This window comes from Thermofilum pendens Hrk 5, from assembly GCF_000015225.1.
Taxonomy (GTDB): domain Archaea; phylum Thermoproteota; class Thermoprotei; order Thermofilales; family Thermofilaceae; genus Thermofilum; species Thermofilum pendens.
Genome location: NC_008698.1, coordinates 1,566,945 through 1,593,414, shown reverse-complemented (window position 1 = coordinate 1,593,414; position 26,470 = coordinate 1,566,945). Strand labels below are relative to the sequence as shown.

The 26,470-nt window shown below is 59.7% G+C and carries 24 protein-coding genes; 14 read left to right on the top strand and 10 right to left on the bottom strand.

Annotation, left to right across the window (positions count from 1 at the left end; translation table 11 throughout):
• The first annotated feature begins 27 nt into the window (after nucleotides 1-27).
• A complete protein-coding gene (gene tatC / locus TPEN_RS08400) occupies nucleotides 28-864 on the top strand; it encodes a twin-arginine translocase subunit TatC (protein ID WP_052885319.1) in 837 nt (278 codons plus the stop codon).
• A 10-nt stretch (nucleotides 865-874) separates the two neighbouring features.
• Here tatC and TPEN_RS08395 read toward each other — a convergent pair whose 3' ends face one another.
• Both TPEN_RS08395 and TPEN_RS08385 read right to left on the bottom strand, forming a co-directional pair.
• On the bottom strand, nucleotides 875-1,660 hold the full coding sequence (locus TPEN_RS08395) for a GNAT family N-acetyltransferase (RefSeq protein WP_281054514.1): 786 nt from the start codon (nucleotides 1,658-1,660) through the stop codon (nucleotides 875-877).
• A gap of 326 nt (nucleotides 1,661-1,986) precedes the next feature.
• Nucleotides 1,987-2,607, bottom strand: coding sequence for a MarC family protein (locus TPEN_RS08385; protein ID WP_052885318.1), 621 nt, complete (start codon nucleotides 2,605-2,607; stop codon nucleotides 1,987-1,989).
• Nucleotides 2,608-2,677: 70 nt separating this feature from the next.
• On the opposite strand from TPEN_RS08385, the gene TPEN_RS08380 reads away from it, so the two are divergent.
• Complete coding sequence (locus tag TPEN_RS08380) at nucleotides 2,678-4,138, top strand: MFS transporter (protein WP_011753301.1); 1,461 nt, start codon at nucleotides 2,678-2,680, stop codon at nucleotides 4,136-4,138.
• 10 nt (nucleotides 4,139-4,148) lie between these two features.
• On the opposite strand, the gene TPEN_RS08375 is transcribed toward TPEN_RS08380, so the two are convergent.
• Nucleotides 4,149-5,660 carry an APC family permease gene (locus TPEN_RS08375; RefSeq protein ID WP_011753300.1) on the bottom strand — a complete coding sequence of 504 codons (1,512 nt, stop codon included), beginning with the start codon at nucleotides 5,658-5,660 and terminating at the stop codon, nucleotides 4,149-4,151.
• A 121-nt stretch (nucleotides 5,661-5,781) separates the two neighbouring features.
• On the opposite strand from TPEN_RS08375, the gene TPEN_RS08370 reads away from it, so the two are divergent.
• The 6 genes from TPEN_RS08370 (at nucleotide 5,782) to TPEN_RS08345 (ending at nucleotide 12,625) form a co-directional block, all read left to right on the top strand.
• Nucleotides 5,782-6,954 carry an MFS transporter gene (locus tag TPEN_RS08370; RefSeq protein WP_011753299.1) on the top strand — a complete coding sequence of 391 codons (1,173 nt, stop codon included), beginning with the start codon at nucleotides 5,782-5,784 and terminating at the stop codon, nucleotides 6,952-6,954.
• Nucleotides 6,955-7,188: 234 nt separating this feature from the next.
• Nucleotides 7,189-8,778: an ABC transporter substrate-binding protein gene (locus TPEN_RS08365; protein ID WP_011753298.1), complete on the top strand. Its 1,590-nt coding sequence runs from the start codon at nucleotides 7,189-7,191 to the stop codon at nucleotides 8,776-8,778.
• A 17-nt stretch (nucleotides 8,779-8,795) separates the two neighbouring features.
• Nucleotides 8,796-9,821, top strand: coding sequence for an ABC transporter permease (locus tag TPEN_RS08360; protein ID WP_011753297.1), 1,026 nt, complete (start codon nucleotides 8,796-8,798; stop codon nucleotides 9,819-9,821).
• Nucleotides 9,818-10,699, top strand: coding sequence for an ABC transporter permease (locus TPEN_RS08355; protein ID WP_011753296.1), 882 nt, complete (start codon nucleotides 9,818-9,820; stop codon nucleotides 10,697-10,699). The genes TPEN_RS08360 and TPEN_RS08355 overlap by 4 nt, the downstream gene beginning before the upstream one ends.
• Nucleotides 10,696-11,643, top strand: a complete 948-nt coding sequence (locus TPEN_RS08350) for an ABC transporter ATP-binding protein (RefSeq protein WP_011753295.1) — start codon at nucleotides 10,696-10,698, stop codon at nucleotides 11,641-11,643. The genes TPEN_RS08355 and TPEN_RS08350 overlap by 4 nt, the downstream gene beginning before the upstream one ends.
• On the top strand, nucleotides 11,621-12,625 hold the full coding sequence (locus TPEN_RS08345) for an ABC transporter ATP-binding protein (RefSeq protein ID WP_011753294.1): 1,005 nt from the start codon (nucleotides 11,621-11,623) through the stop codon (nucleotides 12,623-12,625). Before TPEN_RS08350 ends, TPEN_RS08345 begins: the two co-directional genes overlap by 23 nt.
• On the opposite strand, the gene TPEN_RS08340 is transcribed toward TPEN_RS08345, so the two are convergent.
• Nucleotides 12,615-13,328 (bottom strand): phosphoglycolate phosphatase, encoded by a 714-nt coding sequence (locus TPEN_RS08340; protein ID WP_011753293.1) that lies wholly within the window; start codon nucleotides 13,326-13,328, stop codon nucleotides 12,615-12,617. The genes TPEN_RS08345 and TPEN_RS08340 overlap by 11 nt on opposite strands.
• A gap of 119 nt (nucleotides 13,329-13,447) precedes the next feature.
• On the opposite strand from TPEN_RS08340, the gene TPEN_RS08335 reads away from it, so the two are divergent.
• The 4 genes from TPEN_RS08335 to TPEN_RS08320 are packed head-to-tail and all read left to right on the top strand — an operon-like array spanning nucleotide 13,448 to nucleotide 17,242.
• On the top strand, nucleotides 13,448-14,302 hold the full coding sequence (locus tag TPEN_RS08335; protein WP_011753292.1) for a V4R domain-containing protein: 855 nt from the start codon (nucleotides 13,448-13,450) through the stop codon (nucleotides 14,300-14,302).
• A 39-nt stretch (nucleotides 14,303-14,341) separates the two neighbouring features.
• Nucleotides 14,342-16,285 carry a molybdopterin-dependent oxidoreductase gene (locus TPEN_RS08330; RefSeq protein WP_011753291.1) on the top strand — a complete coding sequence of 648 codons (1,944 nt, stop codon included), beginning with the start codon at nucleotides 14,342-14,344 and terminating at the stop codon, nucleotides 16,283-16,285.
• Nucleotides 16,286-16,319: 34 nt separating this feature from the next.
• Nucleotides 16,320-16,865: an inosine/xanthosine triphosphatase gene (gene yjjX / locus TPEN_RS08325; protein ID WP_011753290.1), complete on the top strand. Its 546-nt coding sequence runs from the start codon at nucleotides 16,320-16,322 to the stop codon at nucleotides 16,863-16,865.
• A 35-nt stretch (nucleotides 16,866-16,900) separates the two neighbouring features.
• Nucleotides 16,901-17,242 (top strand): hypothetical protein, encoded by a 342-nt coding sequence (locus TPEN_RS08320; protein ID WP_011753289.1) that lies wholly within the window; start codon nucleotides 16,901-16,903, stop codon nucleotides 17,240-17,242.
• A 2-nt stretch (nucleotides 17,243-17,244) separates the two neighbouring features.
• On the opposite strand, the gene TPEN_RS08315 is transcribed toward TPEN_RS08320, so the two are convergent.
• The 3 genes from TPEN_RS08315 to TPEN_RS08305 form a co-directional block, all read right to left on the bottom strand.
• A complete protein-coding gene (locus TPEN_RS08315) occupies nucleotides 17,245-20,343 on the bottom strand; it encodes an alpha-mannosidase (RefSeq protein ID WP_011753288.1) in 3,099 nt (1,032 codons plus the stop codon).
• A gap of 71 nt (nucleotides 20,344-20,414) precedes the next feature.
• Nucleotides 20,415-21,017 carry a protoglobin domain-containing protein gene (locus TPEN_RS08310; RefSeq protein WP_052885316.1) on the bottom strand — a complete coding sequence of 201 codons (603 nt, stop codon included), beginning with the start codon at nucleotides 21,015-21,017 and terminating at the stop codon, nucleotides 20,415-20,417.
• Between the two features lie 103 nt (nucleotides 21,018-21,120).
• Complete coding sequence (locus TPEN_RS08305) at nucleotides 21,121-21,453, bottom strand: DsrE family protein (protein WP_011753286.1); 333 nt, start codon at nucleotides 21,451-21,453, stop codon at nucleotides 21,121-21,123.
• A gap of 77 nt (nucleotides 21,454-21,530) precedes the next feature.
• On the opposite strand from TPEN_RS08305, the gene TPEN_RS08300 reads away from it, so the two are divergent.
• Nucleotides 21,531-22,271, top strand: coding sequence for a substrate-binding domain-containing protein (locus TPEN_RS08300; RefSeq protein WP_148678035.1), 741 nt, complete (start codon nucleotides 21,531-21,533; stop codon nucleotides 22,269-22,271).
• Between the two features lie 57 nt (nucleotides 22,272-22,328).
• Here the strand turns inward: TPEN_RS08300 and TPEN_RS08295 are convergent, their stop codons facing one another.
• The gene (locus TPEN_RS08295) at nucleotides 22,329-23,090 is read right to left on the bottom strand and encodes an HpcH/HpaI aldolase family protein (protein ID WP_011753284.1); all 762 of its coding nucleotides are present in this window, start codon (nucleotides 23,088-23,090) and stop codon (nucleotides 22,329-22,331) included.
• Between the two features lie 137 nt (nucleotides 23,091-23,227).
• Here TPEN_RS08295 and TPEN_RS08290 point away from each other — a divergent pair, with 137 nt between their 5' ends.
• Nucleotides 23,228-24,244, top strand: a complete 1,017-nt coding sequence (locus TPEN_RS08290; RefSeq protein WP_011753283.1) for a D-isomer specific 2-hydroxyacid dehydrogenase family protein — start codon at nucleotides 23,228-23,230, stop codon at nucleotides 24,242-24,244.
• Here the strand turns inward: TPEN_RS08290 and TPEN_RS08285 are convergent.
• Nucleotides 24,241-25,740 (bottom strand): gluconokinase, encoded by a 1,500-nt coding sequence (locus tag TPEN_RS08285; protein ID WP_011753282.1) that lies wholly within the window; start codon nucleotides 25,738-25,740, stop codon nucleotides 24,241-24,243. The genes TPEN_RS08290 and TPEN_RS08285 overlap by 4 nt on opposite strands.
• A complete protein-coding gene (locus TPEN_RS08280; RefSeq protein WP_011753281.1) occupies nucleotides 25,737-26,423 on the bottom strand; it encodes a helix-turn-helix domain-containing protein in 687 nt (228 codons plus the stop codon). The genes TPEN_RS08285 and TPEN_RS08280 overlap by 4 nt, the downstream gene beginning before the upstream one ends.
• Between the last annotated feature and the right edge of the window lie 47 nt (nucleotides 26,424-26,470).

Genomic DNA, 26,470 nt, shown 5'->3' with positions numbered 1-26,470 from the left:
AATAGCGCGCCACGCGCGTCACACGAGGTGCTGGCAGTGTCGGAGGAGCTACCGGAGAAGCCCCTGCTCGACCACGTCTACGACTTCCTGGAGACCTTGAGGAGGATACTGATAGAGTTCATAGCCTTCCTAATACTCCTGATATTCCTGCCGGCCCCCTGGATGCTGCCTAGGTCCTACTACCCCCTAGTGTTCGCGTTGATGAACGCGACGAACCACTACATGCTGGACTTCAACGACAACCCCTTCAGCGGGCCTTTCGCGAGGCTCTTCGGGGTTAACGGGTCCAGGGTCGTGCTGATATCCCACGGCTGGTTCGACTCCCTGACCGCGGCGCTACTCCTATCGGTTGTAATAGCGGCGGGCGTCCTGAGCCCGCTGATAGCGTACGAGGTGTACAGGTTCGTGGAGCCGGGGCTCTACTCCCATGAGAAGAGAGTCGTGAAGAGGTACACTGTCTTCGCGCTGAGCCTGTTCGTCGCCGGGCTCCTCTATGGGTACTTCGTAGTGATGCCTATAGTATTCTCGGTCGCCGTGTGGCTGGCAACGCTTGGAGGGGCAAGCCTCTTCTTCTCCATTCAGGAGTTCTACCAGAACATAATGCTCGGAACGCTCGCCACGGGAGTCTTCTTCATGTTCCCCCTCGTAGTACTAGCCTTGCACAAGATAGGCGTGGTGACTTACGAGACTCTCCGCGGCAACTGGCGCTACGTAGTGTTCGCTGTCTTCGCTTTCCTGGTTATGGTGACTCCTGACCCCACGTTTTTCAGCGACCTGGTTCTCGGCGCACCCTTCGTCGCGCTGTACTTCCTCTCGATGTGGCTCGTAAAGCGGGAGGAGAGAAAAGAGAAGAAGAAAAGCTAGCCGGCACCTTTTACTCGGCGAGCTCCTTCTCTAGGAGGTACTCGGTCTTCAGCGTTCTGAAACCGCTCCTCGAGAGCTCCTCCACGACGACCTGCTTGGACGAGTCCACGGGTATCACTAGCGTGTCTATGCCTGCCTCGAGCCCGAAGTCCCGGAACCCCTTGAGCAGAGCCCTGAGGGCCTCCACGGAGCTGTAAGACGACAGCGCTACGTAGTCGGCGAATACCTCGTCGTCCGCGGAGAACTCCGCGACCCCCCTCACTCTCCCCGACTTGTACGCCGTAAGGGTCTTTTCGCCCGCCCCGTACTTCTTGTATATCATCCTGTCCACGGGCTCCGTCAAGGTACTCCACATGGTGGTAGGCTTGTACCTCTTCAGCCTCCCCCTGAGCGGCGCGTCCCGTAGCCTCAGCTCGTAGCCTGGCGGCGCCTCGGCCGGCAGGGAGCCGGTTCGCGCGTACATGAAGAGTATGAGCCCGACCACCCCGTAGCCGCGCCTTAGGTAGAAGTCGAGAGCCCTGAGGTTGCTGTCTTTAACGCTTAAAGCAATCCTTTCGACTCCTCTCTTCGCGAGTAGTTCTTCGAGGCCCGAGAGTAGCCTTCCTCCTATTCCGAGGTCCCTGTACGCGGGGTCTACCGCGAGGCTGTCGACGTAGGCGCGCTCTCTGTGCTTGTAGGCTATGACGAACCCGAGAACCTCGGATCCCCGCTCCGCCACGAGAACTATCCTCCTCGACGACCGGACGGAGAGCATAGCTTTGAACCACTGGTAGTCCTCCTCGTCAAGCCCCTCCAGCGAGCTCAGGTGTATCCTGAATATCGCGTCGACGTCCCTAAGCCTCGCGGGGCGGACAACTACAGCGGAAGCTCCGCTTTCGCCGCTACTAGAAGCCTGTAGTCAACTCATGCCTTCAAACCCACCTAGCACCAGCAAGTGCGCCTCCCCCTTAATAAGCTTTTCGCGTGAATCGAAGCTGAGGACAAGCTTGCGTACGAACGTAGCGTAGTCTGCTGGATCCCTACCGCTACTGCTCGCGCTCTCTCCTACTCCCCTGGCCGCGCCTGGGCTCCTGTGCTCACCCGGGCGTGCGGGCACGCCTCGTTTCGAGCCGTGGGACACGGCTACCTCGTCGCTATACCCCACTCGAGGAGGGCTCTGTGTATCATCTCGGCGCTTATCCCGGCGATGATTATCGCCATGAACCTGCCCAGGCTTCTCACGAAGTTTCTCCCTAGGAGCTCCAGGAGGCTTTCCCCGAACGCCAGCGTGGCGTAGACGAGCAGGGTTGCGAGCAGTGCTCCGAGGAGGGTTACCGGTAGGCCTTCGGACGCGCTTAGGACTATGAGCGTGGTTATGGTTCCAGGCCCGACGAGTAGGGGGGTCGCTATGGGGACTACGAGAGCCTCGTCGCCGCTTTCAAGCCCCTTCGTCCTGCTCATCCCGGAGAGCATGTCCACGGCTATGACCATCAATAGCACCCCGCCGCCCAGGCGTAGAGAGGCAATGCTAACGTTGAGAAGCCTCAGGAGGGGGTCGCCGATAAGGCTAAAGACGACCATGAGGGAGAACACTATCATCGAGGCTTTCCTAACCGCGTGCACCTTTTCCCGGGAGTCCAGGCCCTCCGTCAGGTTCACAAATGTCGGTATAACGCTGACGGGGTTCAAGACGGCGTACAGCTGTACGGCTACGAACAGGCTCTTGAAGAGAGTATCCGCGAGCGCTACGCTCAAGGGTACCACCGCGCCTGCCGGGGGATTACGCCTAAATACTGATAAATCTTTTTAAGCTCGGAGGGAAAGAGGAGGAGGCGTGGATACCGCTCACAAAAAGTATCTACTAACGGCTCTTTCGATAACAACGCTCGGAGCGTTCATGGCAGGCCTCGACGCGCGCATAGTAGTCGTCGGGCTAGACGTGATAGCCTCAGCCCTCAAAGCGGACATCGAGGAAGCGCTCTGGTTCACGCAAGCATACATGCTTGGAAGCACGCTCATGCTTCTACTCGCGGGGAAGCTCGCCGACCTCTACGGGAGGGTGAAGCTCTACGCATACGGCTTCCTGCTGTTCACCCTGGGGTCAATCCTCTCCGGAGCCGCCGCGACCCCCCTACAACTGGCCGCCTCGCGCTTCCTGCAGGGCCTCGGCGCGGGTGTTCTCACAACTCTAAGCGCGACTATAATCACGGACGTCGCCGTCGGCGGACCCCTTGCCTTTGCGTTGAGCATAAACTCTCTAGCCTTCCGCCTCGGGTCAATCCTGGGCTTAACCGCTAGCGGGCTGATAATAGGCCTTCTAGGTTGGAGGGGCATCTTCTACGTCAACGTCCCCGTGGGCATAGCCGGGGCAATACTCTCCAGGAAGAGGCTCAGGGAGACCTACACGCCGCGCGAAAAACCCCTGATAGACTGGGTCGGCTTCTGCCTTTTCACGGTCTCGCTCCTAGGCCTCCTGCTAGCCTTAACGTTCTACGCCTACGGTCTCTCCTATAGGAGCTTCGCCCGCCTACTCCTACTGGTATCCGCAGCCTGCTTCCTCCTCTTCATCGCCGTAGAGGCGAGGAGCGACCACCCGATACTCGACTTATCCCTGTTCAGGATCTGGGGCTTCACGGGGGGAAACATAGCCCAGTTCCTGAACGCCGTTGCGTTCGGCGCGGTCATGCTGCTCTTAACGCTCTACTACGAGGTCGCCCTGCGGAAAAGCGCTTTCGAGACGGGGATAAGCCTCCTCCCCTTCGAGCTCTCGTTCCTCGCGTTCGGGTTGCTGAGCGGAAGGCTCTCCGACAGGTACGGCTACGTCAAGTTCGCCATACTGGGGCTACTCGTGGGTAGCCTCGCACAGCTTCTACTCGGAGGCTTAACGGTGAGCACAAGCCCGGCGCTCGTAGCGGCATACTCGGCACTGCTCGGGGCTGGGAACGGGCTCTTCCTGTCGCCGAACACGAGCGCGATAATGAGCTCTGTGCCCCCGGAGAGGAGGGGGGTCGCCTCGGCTATTAGAGCCATAGTCTTCAACGTCGGGATGACTATAAGCCTGAACATAGCGGTAATACTTATCTCCACGAGGATCCCCTACGAGACGGTAACCCAGCTACTCGTAGGAGCAGAGCTAATGACCTCGGACACCGCTACCAGCAGGGCGCTCCTTGTCGACGCGATAGCCTACACGTTCAGGGTCCTCGCGCTGGTAAACCTCTCGGCGGCCCTCTTCTCCTTCACGAGGCTGAAAGGAGGAAAAACGGGCCGAGCCCTCCCGGTCCTCGCCGAGTAAAGAGCCCCTTCTACCGCCGGGTCCTCGCCACGTAGAAGAAGAACGCCGACGCGAAGACCACCAGGACGGCTATGTCCACCGGGGTCTTGAAGACTCCCAGGGGGTGCACCGGGAGGAAGTTGTAGTACTCGAAGTACGGGTCCCCGAGGAGGGAGACGACGCTCAAGCCCGAGAGGTAGGCGAAGTACCAGAGGTCCTCCCTCCTAAGCCCCACCCCGGCTACGCGCGCAAAGACGGGGACGACGGCGAGTGTCAGCAGGGCTCCTACGAGGGTCCACGGCCAGCAGGACCAGTACGCCACGAGTGTCGAGAAAACGAAGGAGACGTAGGCAACGAGCTTCCCGAAGGGGTTCCTGAAGGCTGGCCTGTAGTCGCCCCTTCCGCGTAGCACGGCGAGCCCGAGGGACGACACGGCGTACGGGACTATCGAGGTCATCACGCCGAGAAGCGCGATCGCCGGGAAGAGCGGCAGGAGTACGAGCACGGCGCTCGCCACGATAGACGAGAGCAGGAGCCCTACGTGCGGGGTACCGTAGCGGTCGTGAACCTTCCCGAGGACCTTGGGAAGGTCCCCCGCCTGCGAGAAGGCGTAGGGGAAGCGCCCGCTGTCGAGAAGCCACACCCCGCTGGCGCCGCCCGTCGAGAAGACCGCGCCCAGCATCACCGCTACTGCCACCGCGAGTAGCCCCCTCGACCTCGCGACGTCGGATAAAGGCGAGGAGAGGTTCGCCAGGGACCCCCAGTCCCCCTGCGCGAGCCCCAGCGACTTCCAGTCCAGGAGGCTCAGGAACGACAGCACTATCAACACGTAGACCGCCGTGACGATACCCATCGAGAGGATTATCGAGAGTGGTACGTCTCTCTGAGGCTTCTTCACCTCCTCGACCGGTATCGTTACGCTCTCAAAGCCCATGTACGGCCAGACAGCCAGGGAGACGGCGAGCCCAAGCGAGACGGCGTCCAGCCCCTCCAGCACGTTGAACCGCGAGGGCTCCGGGTAGGCGAGGCCCGCCGCCGCGAAGATAGCCAGTGCGAACACCTTGAGCAGAGTCGTCGCGGAGGCGTAGAGCCCCCCGTACTTCACGCCGACGTAGTTCAGCAAAGTGAGGAACCAGAGGAAGGCTAGCCCCGCCAGAACTCCTACGGGCGTTAACCGCTGACCCTCAACGAGCCCCGGCACGAAGAAGCCAAGGTAGCTTACAAACGCCGCGGTAACGGCTGAGACGGTTAGAACGCAGGAGACGTAGTAGCCCCAGCCCACCAGGAAGCCCACGGTCCGCCCGAAAGCGGCCCGCGCGTAGACGTAGGGCCCACCTGTATCCCCGAAGGCTGACCCTAGCTCGGCGAAAACCAGGGCGACGACGGTCATCGCTACCCCGGCGAGGATCCAGGCGAGCAACGCGCTGAGACCTGCCGTCGAGAGGGTTAGGGAAGGCATCATAAATATACCCGAGCCTATTATCCCGCCCACGCTGATACCTACAAGCTCCAGTAACCCCAGCTCGCGCCGTAGCTTAGACATAGCCTACCCGGCGGTAGCTATTCATAAAAAGCTTTTCTAGCAATTACTACTGGTAATGAAGGGTGGCTTTCCCCCGGGGAAAAGTATATAAAGCAGAAATTATAGCTAAAAAACGATTTACATGTTGAGCGAGCTTAACACCAACCTAAAGCTCCTCGCCGCGTTGTATGTGATCTTCTCGCTGGCTAACGGGCTACTAGCGGTAGTCATGCCCCCCTACCTCCTTCACCTAGGCTTTACGGGCGCGGAGGCAGGGCTACTACTGGCCGTGATGAACCTAGCGATGATCGCCGGCATGGTACCATTCTCCTACGTGGCGGACCTCAAGGGGAGAAAGCCCCTGGCTATCGCCGCCTTCGCTCTCGCTCTTCCCGCAGGCCTCGCGTTGTACTCCGCGAACAAGGCGGCAGTATTCGCCGCCTACCTGCTCAACGGCCTCGCGAACTCCATGGCCGTCGTCTCCCTCAACCCCCTCGTCGCCGACTCGGCCGGTAGGCGTGAAGTAATGGAGAAAGCTTTCACCGCCCTCCAGGTTCTCTCGCTCGTGTCGTCGTCAGCGGGGATGCTCGTAGCCGCGGCTTACCCGTCGCTCGGCGCCGCGGACAGAGTCTCCGCGTACAGGTCCATGATCCTCTACGCATACCTCGGGCTCCTAGCCGGGCTAGTCCCCCTCCTCGGGGTGCGGGAAGAGTACAGGCCCGGGCCCAGGAATGGGTTAAGACTATCGTTCTCGAAGGTATCCCTGGAACTCGCCCTGCTCGCCGCCCTGACGGGCCTCGGCGCCGGGATCGGCGTCTGGAACTCGGGCTACTACTTCTCGAAGAAGTTCGGCGTCGAAGCCTTCGAGCTGGGCATCCGAGGAGTAGCGGAGAACGCCCTGCTCGCCGCCGCGACCCTCCTCGCCCCCCTCGCTTCGAGGAGGCTCGGCACCCTCGGCGCAGTCGTAGCTTTCCAGCTGGCCAGCGTGCCCCTACTCGCGGCAACGGCCCTCTCGCCCAGCTTCGTCTACGCCGCCGCCTTCTTCACGGCGCGTAGCATGCTGATGAACGCCGCCAACCCCCTGCTCTCAGCCCTCCAGATGAGTCTCGTCGAAGAGGGGGAGAGGGCGAGGCTAAGCATGCTACTCACGCTGGCGTTCCAGCTCCCGGGTAGCATCGGCTCAGCCATCGGCGGCTACCTCATGGACGTGCAGATAGACCTCCCGATCTACCTCACCTCCGCTGTGTACGCCGTCCAGACAGCCCTGCTGTACACCCTCCTGAAACCGCACCTCGCGCAGAGCAAGGCTTCCTGACACACAACGCGTATATACCCCTGGCAGCTTTCTAGCTAGGATGATGACGCCGTCCCAGTAGAAGGATAGATGACTAGCTCGCGACGAGCTGACGCGCTTTTCTCCGGCCTGTTTTCGGGAAAAGTTTCAACGGCGCGGCGGCTGGTGAGGGGTGCAGGCTTTTTGTCTATTGAAATTTTTACGTAAAAATTGGGGCTACCGTTAAATAGGCGCCAGAACCCTCGACATTCCAACATGCCGGTACCCAAACTAGGTAAAAAGGCTGTAGCGGTAGCGGTCGTCGCTCTGGTAGCGGTCGTCGCCGCCTACGTCGCGCTGGCGCCCAAGCCTCCGAAGTACAAGAACGTGATAGTGATAGGTACCACGGACTCCGTGCAGACAACGCTCGACCCGTGCGAGGCCTACGACTACCTCGGCGTAAACATAATCCAGAACATGGGTGAAGGTCTCTTCGGCTACGAGCCCGGCACAGCCAAGATAGTGAACAAGCTCGCCGTGAGCTATACGATCAGCCCGGACAGGAAGGTCTGGGAGATAAAGATCAGGAGGGACGCGAAGTTCCAGGACGGAACCCCCCTCACCGCGCAAGCCGTGGTCTGGTCCTGGGAGAGGACGATAAAGCTGAACCAGGACCCAGCTTTCCTGATAGCCGACCTCATAGAGAAGGCAGAGGCGGTGTCCGACGACACTATACGCGTGTACCTGAAACAACCCTTCGAGGAGACCTACGTGAAGTCGCTGCTAGCTACGTGGGTAGCCTTCCCCGTGAACCCGAAAACCACGCCGATGGAGGTGGTCAAGCCTCCCAACACCGTGGACATGATAGGGCCGTACAAGCTCGCGAGCTGGAAGCCCGGCGAGTACATCGAGCTCGTAGCGAACCCGAACTACTACGGCGAGAAGCCTAAAACCGAGAGGATTATAATCCGCTTCTACAAGGACGCCCAGTCCCTCAGGCTGGCCGTGGAGAACGGGGAGGTGGACGTCGCGTTCAGGACGCTCTCGCCTGCGGACGTTAAGGACATAATCGCCAAGGGCCAGCTCCAGGTCGTAAGCGGGCCGGGCATAGCCCCCATAAGGTACCTCGTCTTCAACGTGAAGAAGGAGCCCTTCAACGACAAGAGGGTGAGGCAGGCCATAGCCTACCTGATAGACAGGAACCAGATAGTGAACACCGTGTTCATGGGGACATTCGCCCAGCCGCTCTACAGCATGGTCCCCATAGGCTTCATAGGCCACAAGGACAGCTTCAAGGAGAGGTACGGCGACAAGCCTAACGTCGAGGCGGCGAGGCAGCTGTTAAGGCAGGCGGGCTTCAGCGAGTCCAACCCGCTCAAAATGGAGCTCTGGTTCACGCCGGTGAGGTACACGCCTGCCGAGCCGGACATAGCCGCCATAATAAAGCAGAACCTCGAGGCCAGCGGGATGATAAAGGTAGAGCTGAAGAGCGCCGACTGGGCTACGTACAGGTCTCTCTTCAAGCAGGAGAAGATAGCCGTCTGGCTGCTCGGGTGGTTCCCGGACTTCCTCGACTCGGACAACTACGTGAGGCCTTTCTACCACTCCGGGGCTAACGGCTGGCTTCACGTGAACTACAAGAACCCCGTCGTGGACGAGCTGATAGACAAGCAGGTCTTGCAGCCGACGGAGGAGAGGATTAAGACCCTCGCGCAGATACAGGACATAGTCGCCGACGATGCGCCGATAATCCCGCTCTGGCAGGAGGGTCAGTTCGCTGTCGCACAGAAGAACGTGAAGGGGATAGTGCTGGACTACTCCCAGATATTCAGGTACTACCTCATATACGCCGAAGTGCAGGGCTAGCCCTAGGTGCCGCCGGGATGGGCCTAAAAGAATATGTTCTTTACAGGGTATTGTTGACCCCCGTGATGCTCTTCGTCCTTCTCTCCTTCGTTTTCATACTCATGAGGGTCCTCCCCGGAGACCCGATAACGATGCTGGAGGGGAAGAACATCCCGGAGGAGGTGCTCGCCAGACGCAGGGCCGAGCTGGGTCTCGACAAGCCGCTGTACGTGCAGTACTTCGACTACCTCTACTCCCTCTTCGTCAAGCGCGACCTCGGCGAAACGGCCCTTGAGAGGATACCGGTGGCCTACCTCGTAGCCTCGCGGTTGCCGGCGACCATAGAGCTAACGGTGGCGGCCACGCTGATCGCCGCGGCTCTGGGCATCGCCCTGGGCCTCCTCTCGGCGAGGTACCAGTACACCGGGGTACAGTACTTCGCGAGGTTCTACTCCTCGGTGGTCTACTCGGTCCCGGTGTTCTACCTCGGCCTACTCCTCCAGGCCTACCTCGCGAAGCCCCTCGGCTTCCCGACGACGGGGCGCCTGAGCCCGGTCAACATGGTCGCTGTCGACAGCCTACCGGTGAGGACGGGCTTCGTGTTCATCGACTCCTTAGCGGCCGGCAGGCTGGACATACTCCTGGACTACCTGGCGCACATAAGCCTGCCAGCCCTCACCCTCGGGGTGTACCTCTCGGGGGTCTTCTCGCGCGTAACGTACCTCTCGGTCGAAGACGCTATGTCCCAGGACTACACCCAGGCGGCGAGGGGCAGGGGGATCAGGGAGTGGACGGTCGTCAAGAGGTACGGCCTGAGGAACGCCCTCATCCCGATACTGACGATGACGGGGCTACAGGTAGCCGCCCTCCTCGGGGGCGCCGTCCTCACCGAGACGACGTTCAACTGGGAGGGGGTGGGGCTCCTGGTGTACGAGGGGATACTCAAGCGGGACTACGCGATCGTGCAGGGAGCGGTCACCATATACGCCGTCCTCGTCACCCTGACGAGCCTAGTCGTGGACGTACTGTACGCCTACGTAGACCCCAGGGTGAGGTACGAGTGAGGCGCCCGAAAACCTTCGGGGAGTGGTGCATCCTCGCGGGGGCAGTTCTCACGTCGCTCGTGGCTCTCCTCGCGGTCCTAGGGGAGGCCCTCGCCCCGGGCAACGCGACCGAGAGCTACCTCGTCGTAGACGGGAAGGTCTACGAGGTTCCCCCGCTCCTCCCGCCCCTCTCGGAGGTCAGGCTTGGCTCCAGGACGGTGGTCTTCCTCATGGGGACGGATCAGCTGGGCAGGGACGTCTTCAGCAGGCTCCTCGCGGGCGCGAGGTTCGTGCTGGCGGTCGCCTTCCTCAGCACGGCGGTCTCCGCGCTCGTCGGCGTGCTCCTGGGCCTCCTCTCCGGCTACGTGGGCGGGTTGCTGGACCGGGCCCTCTCGCTCGTCATGGACAGCCTCTACTCGCTACCCGGCCTTATAGTCGCCATCGCGCTGGCGGCCCTCCTCGGGACGGGGGTTGTGAACATGTCGATGGCGATAGCGGTAGCCTACATCCCGTCGTACTTCCGCATGGTGAGGGGGCAGGTTCTCTCCCTCAAGTCGGCCCCCTTCGTAGAGGCGGCGAGGGTCGCCGGGGCGGGCCCCCTCGACGTGGCCTTGAGGCAGATAATGCCGAACACCTTCCCAGCCATAGCCTCCCTGCTCCCCATAACCTTCGCGGACGCGATCATAACGGAGGCTGGGCTCTCGTTCCTCGGGCTGGGCATAGAGCCTCCCACGCCGGACTGGGGCTTCGACCTCAACAAGGGCAGGCAGTTCTTCCTGGCGGGCTACTGGTGGATAGGCGTGTTCCCGGGCCTCGCGATAGTCGTCACGGTGCTCGGCTTCCTCCTCCTCGGCGAGGGGCTAAACGAGATGCTTAACCCGAAGAGGTGGCAGGCATGAGCCTCCTCGAAGTCAGGGACCTCGTCGTGAAGTACGCTACGAGGCAGGGCGAGGTCGAGGCGCTCGGCGGGGTAACGCTCTCCGTGAACCCGGGGGAGGTGCTGGGCGTGGTCGGCGAGAGCGGGTCCGGGAAGAGCACGCTGGGGCTAGCGATCCTGAGGCTACTGCCCAGGTACGCCAGGGTCGAGAGGGGGCAAGTGCTCTACAACGGCGCCGACCTCCTGAAGCTGGGGGAGGAGGAGCTCAGGAGGATAAGGGGGAGGGAGATCTCGATAGTGTTCCAGGACCCCTACTCCTCCCTTAACCCCGTGATGCGGATAGGGGACCACTTCGTGGAGCTATTCGAGGAGCACGGCTACGGGTACTCCAGGGAGGAGGCCCTGCGCAGGGCGGGGGACATCCTCGAGAGGATGGGCGTCCCGAGGGAGAGGCTCTCCGACTACCCCCACCAGCTGAGCGGGGGGCAGAGGCAGAGAGTAGCGATAGGGCTCGCACTGGCGCTGAACCCCAAGCTGGTAGTAGCGGACGAGATAACGACCGCGCTGGACGCCCTCGTGGAGGCCCAGATAATGGACCTACTGAGGGAGGTCAAGAAGGAGTACGACACGTCCATACTCTTCATAACGCACAACATGGGGCTAGTCGCCGAGCTTGCCGACAGGGTGGCGGTCATGTACGCCGGGAAGCTCGTCGAGCTGGGAAGCACGGGCGAGGTCGTGGGGGACCCCCTCCACCCGTACACAAAGGCTTTGCTGGCGGCTGTGCCGAGCATAGGCGGATCGAGGGAGGTTAAGCCGATACCCGGGGACCCTCCCGACATGAGGAACCCCCCGAGGGGCTGCAGGTTCCACCCGAGGTGCCCCTTCGCGACCGAGAAGTGTAGAGCAGAGGAACCGGTTCCAAGGGATAGGGGTGGTAGGATTGTCGCATGCCACTACGCGTGAACTACTGGTGGTAGAGGACCTCAGGGTCTACTTCCCAGTGAGGAGGACTCTCGGCGAGATACTCAGAGGGAGGCAGAGGCTCCTCAGAGCGGTGGACGGCGTCTCCTTCTCCCTGCGGAGCGGGGAGATAATGGCGCTGGTCGGCGAGAGCGGGTCCGGGAAGACGACGGTTGCACGGGCGGTGGTAGGGCTCGTGAAGCCCACCTCCGGCAGGATACTCTTCGACGGTAGGGACATCTCGAGGCTGGACGGGAGGGAGCTGAGGAGCTACAGGAGGAGCGTGCAGATGGTCTTCCAGGACCCCAGCGTGAGCCTCAACCCGAGGATGAAGGTAGGAGAGCAGGTGAAGTACCCGCTGGACGTGAACAAGGTGGGCTCCGAGGACGAGAGGAGGGAGGCCGCCCTGAAGGCGCTGGAGAGGGTCGGGCTTGTACCGCCCGAGGACTTCTACTCGCGGTACCCTCACCAGCTGAGCGGGGGGCAGAGGCAGAGAGTAGCGATAGCCAGGGCGCTCGTACTGAACCCCAGGCTCCTCCTCGCCGACGAGCCCATATCCAACGTGGACGTCTCGGCTAGGGCCCAGATACTCGCCCTCCTCAAAAGCCTCCGCGACGAGAGATCCCTCTCCATACTCTACATAACGCACGACCTCTCGTCGGCCTGGGCGATAGCGGACAGCGTCGCGGTCATGTACCTGGGAAAGCTCGTCGAGGCGGGACCCGTTCAAGAGGTATTCAGCAACCCGCTACACCCCTACACCAAGGCGTTGCTCTCCGCCGTCCCATCGCTGACGCCCGGCGGCGCGGCCAGGAGGAGGGTGACCCTGAAGGGAGAGATACCGAGCCCCCTCAACCCGCCCGCCGGCTGCAGGCTACACCCGAGGTGCCCCTTCGCGACCGAGAAGTGTAGAGCAGAGGAGCCGGCGCTAGCGGAGGCCGGGAAGGGCCACCTAGTCGCGTGCCACCTCTACGCTACTCCTTAGCGGGCTTACCCGCACCCCTAAGCACGACGTCCACTATCTCCAGGAAGCCGTCGCTGTAAGGCGCCTTTGCCACGTAGGAAGCCTCTTTCTTCACCTCTTCGGGGGCGTGGGCCGGGCACGCCGAGAAGTCAGCAACCCTGAACATGTCCACGTCTACCTCGCTGTCCCCCACCGCCACTACGTAGTCGAAGCCTCCCCCGAGCATTTCGAGGGCTTTCCTCAACCCCACGCCCTTGTTCACGCCGGGCGGGTGGACGTGGAGCGCGACGCCGCTGTACTTAACCTCCAGCCCCATAGCCCCGAATACGTGCCTAGCCTCGCCGACAGCGTAGCCCGGGTCCACGCCTTTCCTCAACGCGAAGGTCACGTCTACGAACCTGAAGAGGTTCTGCCAGCTATCCTCGAGGCAACAGGACAAGCGCTCCCTCGCAACCCTCAAGACCAGCTCCTTGTCTATCCTGCCGAGGATCTCCAGCCTCCTCCCGTCTCCCACAACCCCGCCGTTCTCCCCGACGGCGACCCCGGACGTCGGGAGGTACCTCGAAAGCCCGTAGACTATAGGGTAAGCCGTCGCGCTCGCGAGAACAACGAAGTACCCCTCGCGCTGAAGCCTCTCCAACGCCTCGACAACCCTGCTACTAATCCTCCTCTCCCTGTCCGTCAAGGTCCAGTCGACATCGACGAACACTGCTACCCGCGCCATACCGACCCCACTGAAGCATGCGTACAGGGTTAAAACAGTATCGTAAACTCTCCGAGTAAGAATTCAAAACACTTTTAAAAAAATAGACATATATACCGGTAGAGGACAGAGTTTACTGTGTGGGGCACGACAGAACGATCGGGGGGAGTTTTCGCCCCTACCACATGGGTAGAGTAGCCATCTTCCCGGAGGGTAAGCCTTACTTCTTCCACGTAGTACTAAACCCGGAGGCTTACGTGGTCGTAGGCGTGCTGAGGGACATTCTCGACGTCTTCGCCGGGGAGAAAGTCCCAATACTCCTGTTTAAGACCTCTACACCTCCCCGCGGCTCGGGGGAGGACATACGGGTAATAATAGCGGCGGACATCAAGGAGGACAGGGAGGCTGAGAAAATAGTAGCCGCGCTCAGGAGGAAGAGGTTCGTGAAAGAAGCGGAGTACGCCCCGCCAGTAGCGCCGGGGATAGGCTTAGACGCGTGGAGCTACCCGCCTGTAGCCGCCGGCGAGAGGGCAATAGTGTTTAGAGAGCAGGTATTCAGGCGCCTCGTGAGGTTTGGCTGGGAGCACTTGGGCTCCGGGTACGGCGGGATACTCTACAGGACTTTCTTCGAGGCTGGGAGGGAGGTCTACGAGAACTTCTACAAGAGGCTTGGGCTAGGCAAGGAAGACCTCGTGAGGCTCGCCGAGGAGATGTTCAGGTTGATGGGCTTCGGAATACTGAGGATAGTGGAGCTAACGAACGACAGGATGGTCGCACAAGTCTACGACAACGTCGAGTGTAAAAGCCTCGTGGGGATAGAGGGCGCAGAAGGCACAATAATCAGGGGGTTGCTAGCGGGCTGGCTCTCGGGCTACTGGGGAGTAGACATAAAAACCGTGAGACCAAAAGAGACAAAGTGTATAGCGAGGGGAGACCCCTACTGCGAGTACGTATTCAGAAGAGGATCCTACGACGAAGAGGTTCGGGCGCAGTAGCCCCGAACAAATTTATTCGTATTTTTTCTCCGTAGAGCCGTGGCGGCGCTGAAGTCTGTCTGCCCGAGGGACTGCTACGACACATGCCACCTAGCGGTCTCGCTGGACGGCGGAGAACTGAGAGTAGCGCCGGACCCGGGCTTCGCGTTTACGGCGGGCTTCCTGTGCCCGCGGGGAGCGGTCGAGGCTAGGAGGGTTTTCTCGGCGGGGCGCGTCCTCTTCCCGTACAGGAGGGCCGGGGGAAAGCCGGGAAGGAGCTTCGAGAGGGTTGAGTGGGGTTCCGCGCTGGACGAGGTTGCTTCGAGGCTGAAGGAGGTTCTCGAGGAGCACGGGCCGGGCGCCGTTCTGCACTTAGAGTACGCTGGGAACATGGGGCTGTTGACGTGGTATTACCCTCAGAGGCTCTGGAACTGGCTGGGCGCGGCGAGGACTGACTACAGCATTTGCAGTAAGAGCGGGCACGAAGCCCTCTCCCTGCACTACGGCTTGAGCTACGGCAGGACTCCCGAGGAGGCAGAGGGCTCGAGGCTCTTCGTGTTCTGGGGCTTTAACGCGAGTGTCAGCTCGCCGCACCTCTGGGCCGCGGCGCTGAGGGGGAGGCGTAGGGGGTCCGTGATCGCGGCAGTTGACCCCAGGAGGAGCGAGACCGCGCTGAAGAGCGACTTCGCCGTTCACCCGAGGCCGGGCACCGACGTCGCGCTGGCGTACGGCGTTATCAACTACCTTATCTCGGAGGGGCTCTACGACGAGGATTTCGTAGAGCGCTACACGGTCGGCTTCGAGGAGCTGAGGAGGGAGGCTTCGAGGTGGAGCCTCTCCAGGGTTTCGGGGGTGACGGGTGTAGGCGAGAAGGACGTTGCGAGGCTCGCGGAGCTCTACGCCGAGCTGAAGCCTAGCACTACCTTCATCGGGTTCGGGGTTCAGAAGGGTGTTAACGGGGCGGAGGCTGTGAGGGCAGTCTCCCTTATACCGGCCCTCGTCGGCCAGCACAGGGGCTTCTACTACTCGAACAGTAGGAGGTGGCTCGTCGACCTCGCCGCCGTCACGGGCGAGAGGCACGCGCCCCCGGGGAGGGTTGTCAGCCAGGTGGCACTCGCGGAGCTCGTGGAGAGGGGCGAGTTCAAGTTCATCTACGTGTACAACATGAACCCCCTCTTGACGTTGCCGGGGCAGGGTAAGCTGAGGAGAGGGCTTAGCAGGAGCGACGTGTTCGTCGTGCTCCACGACACGCACTGGAACGAGACCGCGGACTACGCGGACGTGGTTCTGCCCGCCGCCACCTACCTCGAGAAGGACGACGTGGTGATCCCCTACGCGCACGGCTACGTGGCGATGTCCAGGAAGGTTATCGAGCCCTTGGGGGAGAGTAGGAGCGAGGTCTGGGTTACGTGCGAGCTCGCCAGGAGGCTCGGAGCCCCCGAGTGGGTCTGCAGGGACCCCCTCGACGTCCTCAGGGAGGCTCTGGGCGGAGCGCTCGAGGGAAGCTTCGAGGACCTACTAGCCGGCAAGACCCTTAGGCTCAAAGCCAGGAGGCTAGACGAGTACCAGACCCCCTCCGGGAGGATCGAGCTCTACTCGCGGAGGGCCCTCGAGCTGGGTTTCAGCCCGCTACCGGTGCAGGGGGAGTACGACGGGGAGGGCTTCGTCCTCTTAAACTCCGCCACGCCCCTCTACACCCACACGCAGTTCCGCGACGTCTACGGCCCCATACCCGCCGTCGTACACGTGAACCCGGTGGACGCCGAACGGCTCGGAGTTAGGGACGGGGACCTCGTCGAGCTCTACAACGAGCATGGAAGCGTGGTTGTAAAAGCCCAGGTAACGGAGCTCGTACCCCCGGGCGTCCTCTGGTCCCCGCGCCAGCTAGTCGGGCTGGACGGCTCCCCCCAGAACTCGCTCGTACCCACGGAGACGCAGAGGATAGGCGGAGGACCGGTCTTCAACTCTACGAGGGTATTCGCGAGACCCGCGCGGGTAATTTAAGGGGCTAGCCCCTTAGCTCGCGGGGGTGCCCTGGATGCGCGTAGTAGTTGGGGTGGGCTCGGCGAACCCCTCGAAGATAGCCGGGGTCGAGAAGGCCTTCAAGAGGTACTTCGGAGACGTAGTCGTCAAGGGCTTCAGGGTGGAGTCCGGCGTTGCCCGTCAACCGTTCTCGCTTGGGGAGATCCTGAGGGGAGCTAGGAACAGGGCGCTGAGAGCCCTCGAGGCTTGCGGGGAATGCGCGTTCGGAGTCGGGGTCGAGGCAGGCATCTTCGCTGTCGACGGCTTCTACATGGACACTCAGGCCGCCGTGGTCGTGAAGAGGGGTGGAGCGGAGGGGGTGGGCTTCTCGTCCTCCTTCGCGGTTCCCCCGTTCATAGTCGAGGAAATCCTGTCGGAGGGCCTCGAGCTCGAAGAAGCCGTGGACAGGCACTTCGGGACCAGGAACGTCGGGGAGGGCGAGGGCTTCGTCGGCCTGCTCACTAGGGGCGTCGTCGTGCGGGAAGACCTGGCGGAGCAGGCTGTCCTAATGGCGCTCATACCGGTCCTCAACGAGGAGCTTTACTTTAGGAAAAGTAGATAAGCATGTGCGCGGTAAAAAGGGGCTCGGTGGCTTAGGTGAGGGTTGTATCGGGGCTCGCGGCTTTCATCGTGGTGGTTCTAGCCCTAGCGGCCTCCGTAGCGTCTACGTTCATCCTGCCTCCAGCCTTCGCGCCGGCAGTCTTCTGGTTCGTGGTGGGCGGCTGGCTCGTCCTGGCGGCGCTACTCGCGGGGGTGGAGGAGTCCAGGGTTGTCCCAGCTAGGGCTCTCTACGCGCTTTACGGAGGACTAGCCGTAACGGCGTCCGCGGCGTACACGGTGCACCTCCTGGTCGCCGACGCGAGGGTGTCGTTGCTCGTGCTCCTCGCAGGGGTAGGCGCCACAGGGGTCGCGTTCTACGTTGCCCGCGCGCACAGGTAGCCCTACCTGAGCTTTACCGTTTTTACCTCGAAGGGCTTGAGCCTTAAGCGTAGCTTGCCGCCCGACACCTCCACCCTCCCCAGGACCCTCAGCTCCGGTATGTCTACCTCCACGGCCTCCCTAAAGGGGACGTTCACCTCTACCTCCACCTCTACTTCTCCGCGGTGGGGGTTGTACAGCCTCATCACGTAGCCGTCCCCGTCCTCCGCCGCCTTAAACGCCCCTAGGAGGGCCTCCGGGGGGTTGACGGAGAGGAAGCTCTCGGAGCGCTCTACAGGCGCCGTAGCCACGGCGAGGGGCTGCCTGAGGAGCTCGGCGGCCACGAAGGCTACGCGTGCCTCCTCGTAGCCTCCTAGGTGCGGGTAGATGTAGTACGTCGTCTCGAACTCCCCCACGTCGCTCCACGGGTTCGGGAACGTGGGGGACTTGAGGAGGCTGAGGCTAACGTAGTCCTCCCGGACGGAGTAGCCGTGCCTCCCCGGGGCTATCACCGCGAAGCCCCTAGCGCCGTCGGAGACGTCGACCCACCTGAGCGCTGGCGCCTCGAACTTCGCCCTGTCGATGCTCGAAGCCCAAGCCGGGCTCCTGTACACGACGCCGTAGGGGGTCTCGAAGACAGCCGCGGTGGGCTTGAACGCTGGCTTCATCCAGGCCTTCACCAGGAACCCCTTGTCGAACCACTCGAGCCTCGTCTTCACCTCCACCACGGGGCTGAACCTGTAGACGCACACCCTCTGCGTAACTCTGGACTTGCCGAAGCCCTTTACGTACTCGACGCACGCCCTCAGCCGCCCGCGCTCAACGAGCCTGGGCTCCGAGAGCGTCCTCGCCTCCTCCCACCTGGACAGGAAGTCGTCCGTAAGCTCCCAGGCGTCGAAAACCCCCGGCCTGTCGAAGTGCACGCGGAGCTGGTTTGATGGCCGCGACAGCACCTCCTCTCCGCCGGGGAGCAACCTCACGGACCCCAGCGAGCCGTCCCGGTCTACCACCACCTCGACTGCGCCGCTGGAGAGCAGTATCCCGCCGTCGACCTCCTCTACTCTCAGCGGCTCCCCTTCATCCACGCACCCGCCCGACGCGCTGTAGACGCGGTAGCCGGCCGGCGGTAGCTCGACCTCGACCAGAACCCCCTCCTCCGACTCCTGGCACTCCGCGCCGCGCGGCGCCATGCCCATGGGGAGGGAGACGATAGCCCTCCGGGGCCACGGCAGGGGGTTGAAGACTGCGACCCCGCCTTCGCCGCCCCCCAGGTAGGCTTCGAGGGCCTCCCGGGCCAGGGAGGAGGCCTCCCGCAGGACCATCGAGAGGTCCCTGTACGCGTCCTCGTAGACCTCCTTCATCGAGGACCCCGGCAGGATGTCGTGGAACTGGTGCAGGAGGAGGGTCTTCCAGAGCCTCTCGAGGCGCGCCGACAGCCCCTCCCCCGTCCTGGAGGATGCGAGCGAGGCGACCTCCTCGGCTGTCAGGAGGGCTAGCTCCGCCCTCCACATCAGCTCCTTTACCTGTAGGTTCGTGGTGTAGGTCCCCCTGTGGAACTCCACGTAGAGCTCCCCGTCCCACACGGGCATCGAGCCCTCGGAAGCCTTGAGCCTCGCCAGGTACTCCTCCTCTTCCAGGTGCCTGAGCCTCGGCAACCCGGGGAGCCTCTTGACGACATCGAGGGATTCGAGCATCTCCCTGGTCGGCCCCCCTCCCCCGTCCCCGTAGCCGTAGGCGTACGGCAGGAAGGGGACCTCGCCCCTCTGCTTGTACCTGGACCAGTACGCCTTCACGCTTCCCGGGGTGAGCATCTCGTTGTAGCTGTTCAGGAGGATCTGGACGGGTATAGTGGAGCCGTCGACCCCCCTCCAGAGGAAGGAGTGGTAGGGGAACTCGTTGGTATCGTTCCAGAGCACCTTGTGCGTCACGAAGCACTCGAGCCCGCTCTTGACGAGTAGCTGGGGCAACGAGTAGGGGAAGCCGAAGCTGTCCGGTATCCACCCGATCCGGGCTGTCCTCCCGAACCTGGAGTAGAAGTACCTCTGGCCGTACAGGAACTGCCTCGCCAGGCTCTCCCCCTCCACGAGCTGGACGTCGCTCTCAACCCACATGCCCCCAACCGGTATCCACCTACCCGACTCGACGAGGCGCTTGATTTCGCGGAAAAGCTCCGGGTAGTCCTCCTCGACCCACTCGTAGTACAGCGCCGAGCTCTGCGCGTACACGGGTCCCCCGTACTCCCTCAGGAGCGAGACCACGTTCGCAAACGTCCTCGCGACCTTCTCCCTGGTCTCCTGCACGGGCCAGAGCCACGCGGCGTCTATGTGGCTGTGCCCAACTATGAAGAGCTCCCCCGCGCCCTCCTGGCTTTTCCTCAGCTCCTCGAGGAGTGAGAGGAGGGGCTCCAGCCTGTCGCAGGCGCGCTTCACGTCGTCGAGGCTCGACGCGCCCACGTCCCTGAGCCTGCCGCCCAGGATCCCGGCGCCGTAGACACCGGAGAGCCACGCGTAGTCCCCGTACCTCTCGGGCAGGTCCCCCCTCGAGAAGCTCCTCCCGCCCTCATAGAGGAGGCTCAACGCCACCGTTATCTGGAGCACGCTCGGCGAGACGGGAGCGGACATCAAGGCGTCGAAGAGCTCCCCTTCGACCCTCCTCCTCACCGCGTCGTCGGGGGGAAGGGACTTGAGGTAGGACACGAGGGAGAGTAGCTTGAGCGCGAGCGAGAAGCCGCGCCAGTACACCTCGGCGAGGAAGGCTTTCTCGAAGCTCAGGCTCCAGTCGTGGAAGCCGAACATCCCCCTCGGCGAAGCCCTAATCCTCAGCTCGTGGAGCCCCGGGTCCAGCGGGAAGTACGTGTGCGCTTCGTCTATCCCGCCTACCAGCCTCCCGTCGACCTCGAGCGTAGCGTTCCCGCTCAGGACGAACTTCGCGAACCACCTGTGCTCGCTCGACGGGACCCTAGCTTTCCCGACGAACTCGTAGATCCTACCCGGCTCAGCCTGCACGCGTACCGGTAGGAACTTCTCCCTCCCGTCGAGCCTCCAGACGGAGAGCGGGATGTACCTCTGAACGGACGCTACCAGAAGGTCGAACAGCGACCTCTCGGCGTCGCGTAGCTTCATAAACGCATCAACAATCTACGCGCAAAGCGTGCTTAAATTACTTAACTTCGAAAAAGCGCTAACCCGCAGGGCTAGCCGGGGGTGCCCGAGCCGGAGGATATAGCCTCCTCGACGCTCCTGCCGAGCTCCTCCGCCGCCTGCCTGATCAAGCGCTCGGAGAGCTCCCGCCTAACGCCCGTGGCGAGGTAGAAGGAGAGAGCGGCGGACGCGTAGTAAGCCGAGGCGAAGACGGAGGCAGTCCACATGAAAGCCTTGACGAGGGAGACCTTCACCCGGTCGTCGAAGCGCGTGAGTAGCTCGGATAGAGCGAAGCCCAGGAACTCCATGTCGAGCCTCACAGGGACGCCGCGCGAGAGGTTCCGGAGGCCGACCCAGAAAAGCCAGAGCCCGTGCGCCCTGTCGTAGTTCCCGTTGAATACCAGTATGAGGTGCGACTTGCAGAACTCGCGTAGCTCCTCCAGGCTCAGCGCGCCCTCCTTGATGAGCCTGGCTACCTCCTCGTCCTCGTAGACCCTGCCGAGAAAGCCCTCGACCACGCCGTCTATCAACGCGTTGGCATCGCTCCAGGACGACCTGAGAAGCTCGATGTCTGCCTCGGAGATGCCTACAACCTTCCGCGAACGCTGGGACCAGCTCTCGGCGTACTCGACGATGCTACGCTTAACGGAGTCCAAAAGCCCTCGCACAGAGAAAAAAAGGGAAAAGGGCTTAGTTATTCTTTTCGACTAAAAGCCTTCCTCTGTGCGGATCTGCGACACCTCTGGGCGCCGCGTTGGGCTAGAGTCTTAGGTAGAGCCATCCCTCGCTTTCCTTCTTCACTATCTCGGCGACACCGGAATTCACCACCGTTACACCGTCCACCAGGTCCTCGCTCCTAATACCTCTATCCCTCATGGAGTTTCTGCAGGCGGCTATTACTACGCCTCGCTCGACGAAGCCTCTGATTTCGTCGTCGAATCCTTTCCCCTTAACGAGAGCGTTTATCGCCGTCTGGTGGAAGACTATTTCAACGACAGCGTCGGGTACCTCGCTGAGCAGGTTTCTACACGATTTCAGAGCCTGAGGCACGCTGTTCAAGTCTGAGACTTGGACAACGACCTTCAACGGCACGTAGCGTAGAAGCGCCCGCCAGATTAACTGTTTTTCGGTGCACCAGGCTTAAAAGTCCGAGGGGCACTAGGTGACGTGTGGATAGCGTGGACATAACGTTGCCCGGCTTCAACGTGCTTGTGGACGTGAAGGGCGATACGAGCGGCGTCGCACTATCCCTAGCCGGGAATCAATGGTTCGTGGTCGACGAACTCGTACACTACCTGAACTCGCTAGGCTTCACCGTTTACGTCGAGACGATACCGCCGGGGCTGGTCAGGGAGAGAGCCCTGGGGAAGGCTCTTAGAGTTGGAGCTTTAACTGTAAACCTGAGGCCCGAGATAGTCTCGCTACCCCCGCAGATGCTTGCCGGTATCCCAACGGTGGACACGTTCGAGTACGCGGAGAGCGAGGTAGCTGTAGCTTACCAGGGGAAGCCGGTGGAGGATCTGTGCGACATTAGGAATAGGAGAGTTGCGATCCCCAACCCCGTGACAGAGGGTATAGGCGCGTTGCTCAGGGACATGTACAGCGAAGCGTGCGGAGACTACCTGGAACTAATCACTAAAGGCTCCGTATACCTAACCAGGATACACCACAGAGAGATACCGGAGCTTATGAGGCACGGAGTGGTAGACGCGGGGGTAATGTGGGTAACCGAGGCAAGGTACTGGGGCCTACCGTACTTCGCGCCGAGCACGGGGAGGAGGGGGAAACTGGTCTTCGCGTTGCTACCTTGGGCCACGGATAAAGCCAGGCAGCTCTTCAGGCAGTTGCGTAGCCAAAAAGTCAAAGAGATCTACGAGAAGTACGGCTTTAAGTGGATAGCCCAGCCATGAGGAAAGCCCCAGGCAACCGCCCGCTTGGAGGCCGGAAAGCTACCTTAAAGTAGCGCCCTACCCCTGCGCTAACAGCTTCTTGGCTTTCTCCAGCCTACTCTTAGCGCCCGCGACTAGGAACCTGTAGTCGCTACCCAGGGCTATGAGGCTAAATCCTAGGCTTAAGGCGAACTCTAGAGACTCGTCGTCGGAGCAGTACATCCCGCCCGGCACGCCTAGGCTACGGGAAGCATCCGCAACCCTCTCGATCGCCCTGCGTACGGCTTCCTCCTTCCACGACCTATACCCGAACGAGAAGGATAAGTCGTTCGGACCTATGAAGAAAGCGTCGACACCGTCTGTAGACAGTATTTCCTCGATGTTCTTTACCGCTTCCTGCGTCTCTATCTGCACTACGACGAGTACCTTGCCTGCCTCTTCGAAGTACTCGTTCGTTCTCAGACCATAGGAAGCAGCCCTCCTAGGTCCCACCCCTCTAATACCCCTCGGAGGATACTTCGTAGAGGCAACTGCGAGTTTAGCGTCCTCCGACTTGTTCACTAAAGGGAACAGTATTCCGGCTACACCTAGATCGAGTACACGCTTAACGTACACGGGGTCATTGAAAGGCACCCGTACGAGCGGGGTTGCATCGTTCTTTACAGCGATCAGCATGTACTCTAAGAGCTGGAAGTCCAGAGGAGCATGCTCCATGTCGAATAAAAGCCAGTCAAAGCCTAGTAGCGAAAGCATCTCGGGTACCTCGGGGTTACCTATAGTGACCCAGGCGCCAAGCGCCGCTCTCTTTTCCGAGAGGAGTCTAGGTAGCTTACCAATCATTTCTTCGTCAAGCCCACACCCCCTCTGATGTTAAATTGTTTTTGCCTAACGGGTTTATGCATTTTCCCGCAGAATAAACCCAAATGCATTAGGGAAACGCGATATTTATTACCTGTGTGGTGTAGCGAATCGATCGTATGTACAAAATAGCTGTTGTTAATTCAAGGTCTTTCGGGGTAATTGCGCCCGATGTTCTACAAAAATTGCAGGAAGTGGCTCAGATCGATTTTATCGACGTCGAAAAAACTCTGAGAGGTAAAGCGCTAGCTGAAAAGCTCGAAGGATACCATTTCATCATTGCTAGTGTAACTCCTCTCTACGATAGAGAGTTCTTCGAGAACAACCGAAGCTTATTGCTCATAGCAAGGCATGGGATCGGTTACGATAACGTAGATGTAGATGCGGCGACAGAGCAGGGCGTAATAGTTACAAGGGTTCCTGGATCAAGAGAGAGAGACGCTGTGGCGGAACTTGCTGTGGCCTTGTGCCTAAACGTAGCGCGTAAGGTTTGCCAGGCCGCCACGCTGGTTCGAGAGGGAAAATGGGCTGAGAGGGGTAAAATTGTCGGTGTTAATATCTCAGGAAAGACTGTTGGCATAATCGGTTTAGGGAACATTGGTAGTAGAGTTGCAGAAATTTTCTCTAGAGGTTTCAATGCCAAAGTTGTAGCGTACGACCCATTTGTAGGAAAAGACTATGCCGCCCGGTTTGGAGCCGAGCTTGTAGATCTGGATACGCTCCTAAGGGAGTCCGATATAATACTGCTACATGCACCTCTCACGAAGGAAACATACCACATGATCGGCGAGAAAGAGATAGATAAAATGAAGAAAGGAGTCATAGTAGTAAATACTGCTAGAGGCGAGCTGATAGATACTAATGCTCTTATAAAGGGCTTAGAGTCGGGAAAAATTGCAGGAGTAGGCCTTGACGTCGTAGAAGGAGAACCCATAGGAGCAGATCATCCTCTGCTAAAGTATAGAAACGTCGTTATCACGCCGCACATAGGTGCAAATACCTACGAGGGACTCAGGGGGATGGACGAAGCCAATGCTGATGCAATACTAAAGGTTATCCGCGGAGAAGCACCGCTTGAGTACATGGTAAATCCAGAGGTTCTTAAGAGGGGTACCAGGGCTAATCTAAGAACTTAGCGCGCGGAGAACATGGGAAGCAACGCATTTAGCAGGTACTTGAACTCTTTAAACCTTTCCATGTATATTCGCTGATTTTCTGGTATCGGCTCAACGGTTTTATCGAACTTGACTAAATGCTCTACTCCGGCGGCGTTACCCTCTATTGCAATTTTCGCTACAAACGAGGAACCGAGTAGCGCCGCATCTCCTTTGGTAAATGCCTTTATGGGTACTCCGAGTACGTCGGCGAGTATTTGTAGCCATAGCCGCGAGTTAGCACCTCCACCCGTGATTCTCACTTCTCTGAAGCTCAGACCGTTCTCTCTTAGAGCTTCGTTAACAAGGTTTAAGTTAAATGCTACTCCCTCCATTATGGCGCGTAGCACATCTTTCCTTGTATGCCATTCTCGCAAACCGTAAATAACGCCGCTAGCATTGTTCCCAAATTCTGGAAATCTTTCTCCGCTGATATACGGGAGGAAGACTACCCCGTTAGAGCCCGGAGGAGATAGCGCCGCCTCATTGTCCAGTAACTCGTATTCGCTCACCCCCAGTTCTTGCGCTACCAGTCTTTCTAGTTGTGCGAAATTGTCCCTAAACCATCTCAGGACAACAGCTCCGCTGTTCACGGCACCACCGGGTAGCCAATAGCCGCGTAGAGAGTAGTACGTTTGAAAACGCATTTTCGGAGAAGAGTCTATAACGGGAATCCTGCTCGCCACTCTGAGCATAGTACTGGTAGATAGGTGAGAGGTAGCTACGTCTTCCTCAAGTCCACCCAGTCCTAAAGACACTGCTGCCCCGTCAAATACTCCTGCTACTACTGGTACGGGCGATTTCAGCCCGATGCTTCTCGCAATGCTGACTGGCACGTCTCCAACAATAGTATCTGGCTCTACGAGCTGAGGTAGCTTATCGAGGTCCAATCCTGCGCTGTGAATTATCTCGTGGTCCCAGTCCTTTCTCTCTAGGTTGAGGAGCTGAGATCCTGAGGCAGAGCTTACTTCCATAACTTCTTCTCCGGTAAGGCGTAGCAGTAAGTACCCTTTAGCATCTAGAAAGCGTTTTGTTGCACGATAAGTGTTTTCTCTAGCGGTTTTCAGCCAAAAAATCTTTGCGAGCGGGTAAATGAATAGAGGTGGGCACCCGGTTCTCCGATAAACGTCCACGGGGTTGAGAACCTGGAATAAGGTTCTCAGCGTCCTTGTAGCCCGTCTGTCCAGCCAGGTTAAAACATTCGTAAGCGGTTCTCCTTTGCTATCGAGAGCCAACACGCCAAAGAGGTACCCTGAAAGCACCAAGCAATCCACTTCGCTGACTCCGGCCTTCGCTAAAGTTTCCTTTAGGTTCTCCAATACCATTCTGAAAAGAGTTTCTGGATCGTGCTCTGCAGCTTCGGGCTCCGGCCTAAGAATAGGTATTTCTTTCCTCACAAAGCCGGTAACTCCTTTCTCGAGATCAACCAGCGCTGACTTTAAAGTACTAGTGCCAACGTCTACTGCTAGTATTTTCATTCCGTGAATCCCTCGCCCCCCTCCAGAAGGTACTTTAGAATCTTCGACTCGGATCTTCTTATATGTTCTGCAAGCGTAGCCTTTGAGATGCCTAGCTCTTGTGAGAGGTCAGACAACGAGTACTTCCGCGGCCAGTCAAAGTAACCTTTTATTATTGCCTTAGAGAGTATTTTGCGCTGAAGAGGCGTTAATTTCGATAATAGGTCTGTCCGCATTAATAGCGCGTACGAATCCTTTAAGGCGTCCGTTAGTAGCACTTTCTCCATACGCGTCACAGTGCCATACTTCTTTAACCTGTCTAAAAGAATGCTGGGCTCTTCCTCCGAAATGATAAAGAATTTTCTAGTTCCTTTTTTAATTACATAGGGAAATAGTATAAATCTTCCTGTGCCTAAAGTATAGTCGTAGAATGTACAATAATCCCTTTCAAGAATAAAAGTTACGGATTGTTTATTCTTGTTCAAAACCTTGAAATCCAATATTTCGTTTTTGAACTTCATTTCTTCTAACACTTGATAGAATTTTAGGTTCCCAGAAGTTGTTGCGTGTGCTAAAGTCTTGTATGTGCTTCCGCTCTGTATAATATTGAGCACAGTTATCTCGATGCCTGGTAAATTCGTAAGTTCGCTGAGAAGGCTTTTTTGAGGACGCATGTAAACTTTGTACGGCCTTAAGGTTGTCATACTGTAGACTGTGATACTTACCAAAGAGGTATTATTTAAAGTTTGGG